The sequence below is a fragment of the Streptomyces montanisoli genome (genome assembly GCF_017813245.1).
GTDB lineage: Bacteria > Actinomycetota > Actinomycetes > Streptomycetales > Streptomycetaceae > Streptomyces > Streptomyces montanisoli.
In genome coordinates this window covers 43,271-50,869 of the sequence record NZ_JAGIQL010000035.1, presented here as the reverse complement: position 1 = coordinate 50,869, position 7,599 = coordinate 43,271, and the positions used below count along the sequence as shown (strand labels likewise).

Genomic DNA, 7,599 nt, shown 5'->3' with positions numbered 1-7,599 from the left:
CCCGCGGCGCCCTTTCCGCCCGCCGTGCCCGCCGCACCCGCGCCGCCGGGGAACCGTCCGCCACCGGGACCGCCCGCTGCCGTGGGACGCTCACCACCGGCCTGCCCGCCGCGCGGCATCCCACCGCCGAAGCCGGGCATGCCGCCCGCCGAGGAAGGGCCCGCGGCGATGATCGAGCCGGTGTGCGGGGTCGTCACCGTCGTCATCGTGTAGGCGAACGGGCCCGCGAGCGCCGCCACCACGGCGAGAGCGGCCACCGCGACGCCGCCGCGTGAGCGACGCGACAGCGGTGTGCAGGCCGCCGTCAGCACACCGCACGCCAGGACGACCCAGCGCAGCCAGGGCAGGTAGCCGGGCGTGCGGCCGAGCAGCACGTACGACCAGACCGCCGTCGCCAGCACCACCACGCACAGCGCCGCGGCGGCGAAGGGCCGGCCGCGCTCACGCCACAGCAGCGACGCGCCCATGCCCACGAGCGCGGCGATGTAGGGCGCGAGCGCCACCGTGTAGTACTGGTGGAAGATCCCCGCCATGAAGCTGAAGACCGCCGCCGTCGCGAGCAGCGAGCCGCCCCAGACGAGGAAGGCGGACCGTACGGTGTCGGTGCGCGGAGCCCGGCGTGTCATCAGGAGGCCCGCCACGAGCAGCAGCAGTGCCGCGGGCACCAGCCAGGACACCTGGCCGCCGAGCGCGTCGCCGAAGACCCGGCCGATGCCGACCGTGCCACCGCCGCCGAACCCCGCACCACCGCCGGGCCCACCGCCACCACCGGGAGCGTCGCCGCCCAGGCCGCCGACGCTTCCGGTCTCGTCACCGGTGATCCGGCCGAACCCGTTGTAGCCGAAGGTCAGTTCGAGGAACGAGTTGTCCTGCGAACCGCCGATGTACGGGCGTGACGCCGCGGGCCACAGCTGGACGAGCGCCACCCACCAGCCGCCCGCGACCACCATGGCGGCGCCCGCCGCCAGCAGCTGCCCGACCCGCCTCGCCGTCCGGCCCGGGGCGCACACGGCGTACACCAGTGTCAGCGGCGGCACGATCAGGAACGCCTGGAGCGTCTTGGTGAGGAAGCCGAGGCCGAGCAGCACCCCGGCCCACACGAGCCACTTGGTCCGCGCGCCCTCAAGCGCGCGGAGCACGCAGTACACCGTCGAGGTCATCAGCAGGGCGAGCAGCGCGTCCGGGTTGTTGAAGCGGAACATCATCGACGCGACGGGCGTCAGCGCGAGCGCCGCACCGGCCAGCAGCCCCGCGACGGCGTCGAACCTGCGCCGCACCGCCGCGTAGAGCACCGCCACCGTCCCCACGCCCATCAGCGCCTGCGGGACCAGGATCTGCCACGACCCGAGGCCGAACAGCCGCACGGACAGCGCCATCGGCCACAGCGCGGCGGGCGGCTTGTCGACGGTGATGGAGTTGCCGGCGTCCGACGAGCCGAACAGGAACGCCTTCCAGCTGCTGCTGCCCGCCTGGGCGGCCGCCGAGTAGAAGGAGTTGGCGTAGCCGGAGGCGCCGAGGTTCCACAGCTCCAGCACCGCGGTCAGGAGCAGCAGCGCGAGGAGCGCGGGCCGCACCCAGGGCGCGTCGGCCGCGCGGCCCCGCCACAGCCGGGTGAGCGCCGCGGCCGGGCCGCCGGGGCGGCCGTGCGCCGTGGCGCCCGCGCCGCCGGTCACGGCCGCCTGTGAGGTCGTGGTCATCGAGTGGTCCGTTCGTCGTTCATGCCGGTCATGTCGGTGGGATCGCCGGGATCGCCGGGATCGGCGCGATCGGTGGGGGGATCGGTGCGGGAATCGGGCGCGGTGAGGGGCGCGGCCGCCGGGGCGGGGATCCGGCGCTCGGGGAAGACCCAGGCCCGCAGAAGCAGGAACCGCAGCACCGTCGCGGCGAGGTTCGCGGCGATCAGGACCGCGAGCTCCGTCGTGTGCGAGGCCGAGCCGGTCGCCGTGTCGAGCGCCGCGAGCGATCCGCTCGTCAGGGCGAGCCCGACCGCGAACACCACGAGCCCCTGCAACTGGTGGCGCACCGCGCGCCGCCTGCCCCGCACGCCGAAGGTGAGCCTGCGGTTGGCAGCCGTGTTGGCGACGGCGGACACCAGCAGCGCCGCCGCGTTGGCGCCCTGGGCGCCGAGGCCCGGCCTGAAGAGGGAGTACAGCAGCAGGTAGAAGAGCGTGGAGACGACGCCCACCACGCAGAACCCGGCCACCTGCCTGACCAGACCGCGCGGTACCTCCGCGGGGCCGCGGTCGCGCGGGTCGTCGCCGAAGGGCCGGGCCAGCCGGTCGAGCGGCAGGGCGCCCACGGCGAGCGCCCTGCCGAGCCGCCAGACCCCCTTGAGGTCCTCCGCGGCCGTGCGGACGATGTGCACCCGGCTGTCGGGATCGTCGACCCAGTCGACGGGCACCTCGTGGATGCGCAGCCCCGCGCGCTCCGCCAGCACGAGCATCTCGGTGTCGAAGAACCAGCCGGTGTCCTCGACCATCGGCAGCAGCCGCTCCGCGACGTCCCGCCTGACCGCCTTGAACCCGCACTGCGCGTCACTGAACCGCGCGGACAGGGACGACTTGAGGATCACGTTGTACGCCCGCGAGACGAACTCCCGCTTCGGGCCGCGCACGACCCGCGACGAGCGGGCGAGCCGGGAGCCGATGGCCAGGTCCGAGTGGCCCGATATGAGCGGCGCGACCAGCGGCAGGAGCGCGTTGAGGTCCGTGGACAGGTCGACGTCCATGTAGGCGAGCACCGGCGCGTCCGAGCGGGACCACACGGCGCGCAGGGCGCGGCCCCGGCCCTTCTCCTCCAGGCGCAGGGACCTCACTTCGGGAAGGCCGGCGTCCAGGCCGGCCGCCACCGCCGGGGTGGCGTCCGTGGACGCGTTGTCGGCGATGGTGATGCGGAAGGCGTAGGGGAACGTGCGTGTCAGGTGGTCGTGGAGCCTGCGGACGCAGGGCGCGAGGTCCTGCTCCTCGTTGTACACGGGGATCGTCACATCGAGCACGGGAGCGCCCGCGGCTCTCGCCGGCAGGTGCTCGCGTGCGGGAAGCGCGTCCCCTGGGGTTTCGGTGCGCATGGCCCATACGCTCGCGGGGCGCGCTGTCCCGGCAGTGTGCTGAGGCTGTGGTGGGGCTATGAGCGCGGAAACGGCGCACGCGCGGCCGTCGTCTCCGTGCCGGCTCCGGGCAGGGTCAGCGTGAAGACCGTACGCCCCGGCCTGCTGGCGACCCCCACGGTGCCGCCGTGCGTGGTGACCACGGCCCGTACGATCGCGAGACCGAGCCCCGTGGACCCGGCGGCGCGCGACCTGGACGCGTCACCGCGCGCGAAGCGCTCGAAGACGCGCGGCAGCAACTCGGCCGGTATGCCGGGGCCGTCGTCCTCGATCTCGACGCGCACCGGCGCGCCCGGCGCCGCGCCCGGCGACACCCGCGCGACGACGGTCGTCCCGCGCGGCGTGTGCGTGCGGGCGTTGGCGAACAGGTTCACCAGCACCTGGTGCAGCCGGGACGCGTCGCCGGGCACCGTCGTCGAGCCGGCGGCGCCCTCGTCGGGCGACGGCAGTTCGAGCGCCCAGCGGTGCCCGGGGCCCGCGGCGCGCGCGTCCCCGACGGCGTCCACCACCAGCGGTACGAGGTCGACGTCCGTGCTCTCCAGCGGCCTGCCCTGGTCGAGGCGTGCCAGCAGCAGCAGGTCGTCGACGAGTCCCGCCATGCGCGTCGCCTCCGAATCGATCCTGCGCAGCGCGTGCCGGGTGTCGGGCCCCGTCTCCTCCCGGCCGCGCCGCGTGAGTTCGGCGTAGCCGCGGATCGACGCGAGCGGCGTGCGCAGTTCGTGGCCGGCGTCGGCGACGAACCGCCGCACCCGCGTCTCGCTCTCCTGGCGCGCGGCGAGCGCCGAACCGACGTGCCCCAGCATCCTGTTGAGCGCGGCGCCGACCTGACCCACCTCGGTGCCCGGATCGGCCTGCGCGTCCGGCACGCGCTCGAGCAGCGACACCTCGCCGCTGTGCAGGGGGAGTTCCGACACCCGCCTGGCCGTGCCCGCGACCCTGCGCAGCGGCCGCAGCGCCACGCCGATGAGGGCGTTGCCCGTCAGGCCCGCGGCCACGAGTCCCGCCGCGGTGACGCAGACCTCCACCAGGACGAGGGTGTCGAGGCTGTCGTGCAGCTCCGCCAGCGGCAGCCCGACGAGGAAGTCGCCGTTGGCGCCGTCGGTGTGCCGCACGCGGTAGTCGCCGAGGCCCGGCAGCGCCACGGTGTGCGGTGAGCCGTCACGCGCCACGGTGGCGAGCGCCGAGGTCTGCGCCGCGTTCAACGTCGCCTCGGTGACCTGCCCGAACCGGTTCGCGCCGCCGTGCTCGGTGCTGCGCACCGCACGGCCGAGCGAGCCGTCGGCCGACACCTCGGCGCCCACCGTGCCGACGGGGGCACCGCCGCCGGTCACGGCCAGCAGCGGGTCCCTGACCGCCGGCGCGCCGGGCGGCAGGCCCCCCGCGCCCTGGACGGCGTGCGGTGGCGGTCCCGAGGCGCGTGTGGCCACCGCGAGCACCTGCGCGTCCAGCTGGTCGTACAGGTACGAGCGGAACGCGATGGTCGTCACCGCGCCGATCACGGCGGCCACCACGGCGATCAGCGCCACCGCCGACACCACGAGGCGGGTGCGCAGCGACCCCCGGCCGAGCCGGCGGCGGGCGGGCCGCGGGCGCCGCTTCACGGCGTACCCGCGCGCCCGCCGGCCTCGGGCCCAGGCCCGTCCCCAGGCCCGTCCCCAGGCCCGGCCTCGGACACGGCCGCGTCGGCCGCCTTGAGCACGTAGCCCGCGCCGCGCCGTGTGTGGATCATCGGCGCGCGGCCCGCGTCGATCTTCCTGCGCAGGTAGGAGATGTACAGCTCGACGACATTGGCCTTGCCGCCGAAGTCGTACGACCACACGCGGTCGAGGATCTGCGCCTTGGACAGCACGCGGCGCGGGTTGCGCATCAGGTAGCGCAGCAGCTCGAACTCCGTGGCGGTGAGCTCGACTGCGTCCCCGTCCCTGCGTACCTCGTGACTGTCCTCGTCGAGCACCAGGCCACCGACGACGAGCAGCCGCTCCTCACGCCCTGCCACCGCCCCCGACCTGCGCAGCAGCCCGCGCACCCGCACCACGAGCTCCTCCAGGCTGAACGGCTTCGTGACGTAGTCGTCGCCGCCCGCGCTGAGCCCGGCGATGCGGTCCTCGACGGCGTCGCGCGCCGTGAGGAACAGGACGGGCACCTCGGGCAGGTGGTCCCTGATCCGGTCGAGCGCCGCGAGGCCGTCCTCGTCCGGCAGCATCACGTCGAGCACGACCGCGTCGGGCCGGAACTCGCGTGCGGTGCGCACGGCCGACGCCGTGTCGGCGGCGGTGCGCACGTCCCAGCCCTCGTAGCGCAGCGCCATGGAGAGCAGCTCGGTGATCGACGCCTCGTCGTCCACGACGAGTACGCGCACGGGGGAGCCGTCGGGCCGCAGCAGCCGGTGCCGGTCCTGGGGGGAGGTGGTCGTCATGGTGCCACCGTGGCGGCACGGCGTGAGAGATTGCTTGGCCCACCCTGTGAGGAGCCTGAGATTCGCAGGTGGGCGGGTACGCAGACGCCTGTGCGCGGCGCCCCGGAGGGCGCCGCGCACAGGCGTGTCGGTGTTACCCGCCGATCAGTGGGCCGCGCCCAGCTCCTCGGCCTCCACACGGGCCTCCTCGCGGGCCTCCTCGATGTGCTGGAGGACGCGCGCCTGCGGCAGCGGCACCCGCAGCGCCAGGAAGTAGACGATCGCGGCGAGCGCCAGGTTGACCACGAAGCCCCAGCCGAGGCCGATGTAGCCCAGGCCGCCGTCGTAGTCGCCCACCCAGCTGATGATGGCCAGACCCACCAGCCACGGAACCACCCACGTCACGCCGGCCTTCCAGTCCAGCTTCGGGGCGCGCCCCTTGTCGAAGATCTGGAAGGCGGCCAGGAAGACGAAGCCGATGCAGATCGTGACGAACAGCTTCCAGTTGGTGTTCCAGCCGGCCCAGTACACGATCAGGTTGGCCGAGTACAGCGCCAGGAACGGGATGATGTCGCCACCGGGCACCTTGAACGGCCGCGGCTGGTCCGGGATCTGACGGCGCATCGCCGCCAGCACGATCGGTCCTGAGCCGAACGAGAGCACCGTCGCGGACGTGATGAACCCGACCAGTTGCTGCCAGCTCGGGAACGGCAGGAACACGATCAGGCCCACGACGAACGTGACGATGAGGCTGACGAGCGGGGCGCCACGACGGGTGGTCTTGGCGAGCCCCTCCGGCGCGTTCTTGTTGCGCGCCATCGCGTACGAGATGCGGCCGGTGACCGTCGTGTAGATGAGACCGGTGTCGGCCGGGGAGATGACGGCGTCCACGTACAGTACGTAGGCCAGCCAACCCAGGCCGATCGCACTGGAGATGGCGGCGAGCGGACCGAAGTCGTTGGTGAACGACAGGCTGAGCCAGCCGTGCGACGAGCTCAGGTCGTGCCCCGGCACGGCGCCGATGAAGGCCAGCTCGAGCAGCACGTAGATGACAGCGGTCAGCGCCACGGACCCGATGATGGCGAACGGCACGTTCCGCTTCGGGTTGTCCGTCTCGCCCGCGAGTTCCACACCCTGGCGGAAGCCGAGGAACGAGAACGTGATGCCCGCCGTCGAGATGGCGGTGAAGATGCCCTTCGCACCGCCCGGCGCGAACCCGCCGTACTCCTTGGCGCTGAAGTTGTGCCCGTGGAACGCGGTGACGAAGAACGCCACGATCACCGCGACGATCACCACGAGCTTCCACCACACCAGGACATTGTTCACCCGCGCGAACCACCGGATACCGAAGTAGTTCAGCGCGACGAAGAACGCCATGGCGACGACGGCGACCCCGTAGCCGAGGCCGGTGAGCGTGTGCGTCCCGGAATCCGCGTGGGCGTCAGTGAAGTGCGCCCACTTCGTGCCGTATTGGAGCGCTCCCTCCACCTCGATCGGTGCCACGGTGGCGGCGGCGATCCAGGTGATCCAGCCCATGGTGAAGCTGGCGAACGAGCCGAACGACAGGTGCGGGAAGCGCACCACACCGCCCGACACCGGGAACATCGTGCCCAACTCCGCGAAGCAGAGCCCGATGAGAATGATCATCACGGCGGCGATCGCCCAAGAGAAGACGGACGACGGTCCCGCGAGTTTCGCGGCGTTCAACGCGCCGAAGAGCCAGCCGGAACCGATGATCGATCCGACACCGGCGAACAGCAGGCTGACGCGCCCCATGTCCCGGCGGAGGCGCGGTTGTTCCGCACTCCCCCCCGGGGGATTTTCAATCGTGGTCATTGCATCTGTCCTTCGAATCCATGCCCCGCATGCGGCTCCCCATCCTTAGCACACCGTGGCGAGAGTGGATCAAGCCTTGACAGCGATTTCCGTGTCGAGGTGGCTCACGACTGCTTGGTGTGCTTCGTGGGCGGTTGTGCTGGTTCGCCCCTGAAACGATGCGTGATCTGCTGACTGCTGCCCATGAATGTGGGCCAGCAACCTCTCGATTCGGACACGGTCTCGCCACATGTAGGCGGCGAAGTGTGGCGCCCGGACGCAG

General features: G+C 72.8%; 5 protein-coding genes. All 5 read right to left on the bottom strand.

What is annotated here, in order from left to right; genetic code table 11:
* On the bottom strand, positions 1-1,697 hold a 1,697-nt coding region (locus tag JFN87_RS11720), incomplete at its 3' end, for a glycosyltransferase family 39 protein (RefSeq protein WP_209339927.1).
* Positions 1,694-3,067 carry a bifunctional glycosyltransferase family 2/GtrA family protein gene (locus tag JFN87_RS11715; protein ID WP_209339926.1) on the bottom strand — a complete coding sequence of 458 codons (1,374 nt, stop codon included), beginning with the start codon at positions 3,065-3,067 and terminating at the stop codon, positions 1,694-1,696. The genes JFN87_RS11715 and JFN87_RS11720, both read right to left, overlap by 4 nt.
* Before the next feature lie 56 nt (positions 3,068-3,123).
* On the bottom strand, positions 3,124-4,707 hold the full coding sequence (locus JFN87_RS11710; RefSeq protein ID WP_209339925.1) for a HAMP domain-containing sensor histidine kinase: 1,584 nt from the start codon (positions 4,705-4,707) through the stop codon (positions 3,124-3,126).
* Positions 4,704-5,522, bottom strand: coding sequence for a response regulator transcription factor (locus JFN87_RS11705; RefSeq protein WP_282961587.1), 819 nt, complete (start codon positions 5,520-5,522; stop codon positions 4,704-4,706). Before JFN87_RS11705 ends, JFN87_RS11710 begins: the two co-directional genes overlap by 4 nt.
* 144 nt (positions 5,523-5,666) lie before the next feature.
* Positions 5,667-7,337: an APC family permease gene (locus JFN87_RS11700; RefSeq protein ID WP_245179239.1), complete on the bottom strand. Its 1,671-nt coding sequence runs from the start codon at positions 7,335-7,337 to the stop codon at positions 5,667-5,669.
* Positions 7,338-7,599: the final 262 nt, after the last annotated feature.

What these genes read in the sequence shown, in the direction of transcription:
- JFN87_RS11715 (WP_209339926.1), bottom strand. Translation starts at nt 3,067, where the DNA reads ATGCGCACCGAAACCCCAGGGGACGCGCTTCCCGCACGCGAGCACCTG.
- JFN87_RS11700 (WP_245179239.1), bottom strand. Translation starts at nt 7,337, where the DNA reads ATGACCACGATTGAAAATCCCCCGGGGGGGAGTGCGGAACAACCGCGC.
- JFN87_RS11705 (WP_282961587.1), bottom strand. Translation starts at nt 5,522, where the DNA reads ATGACGACCACCTCCCCCCAGGACCGGCACCGGCTGCTGCGGCCCGAC.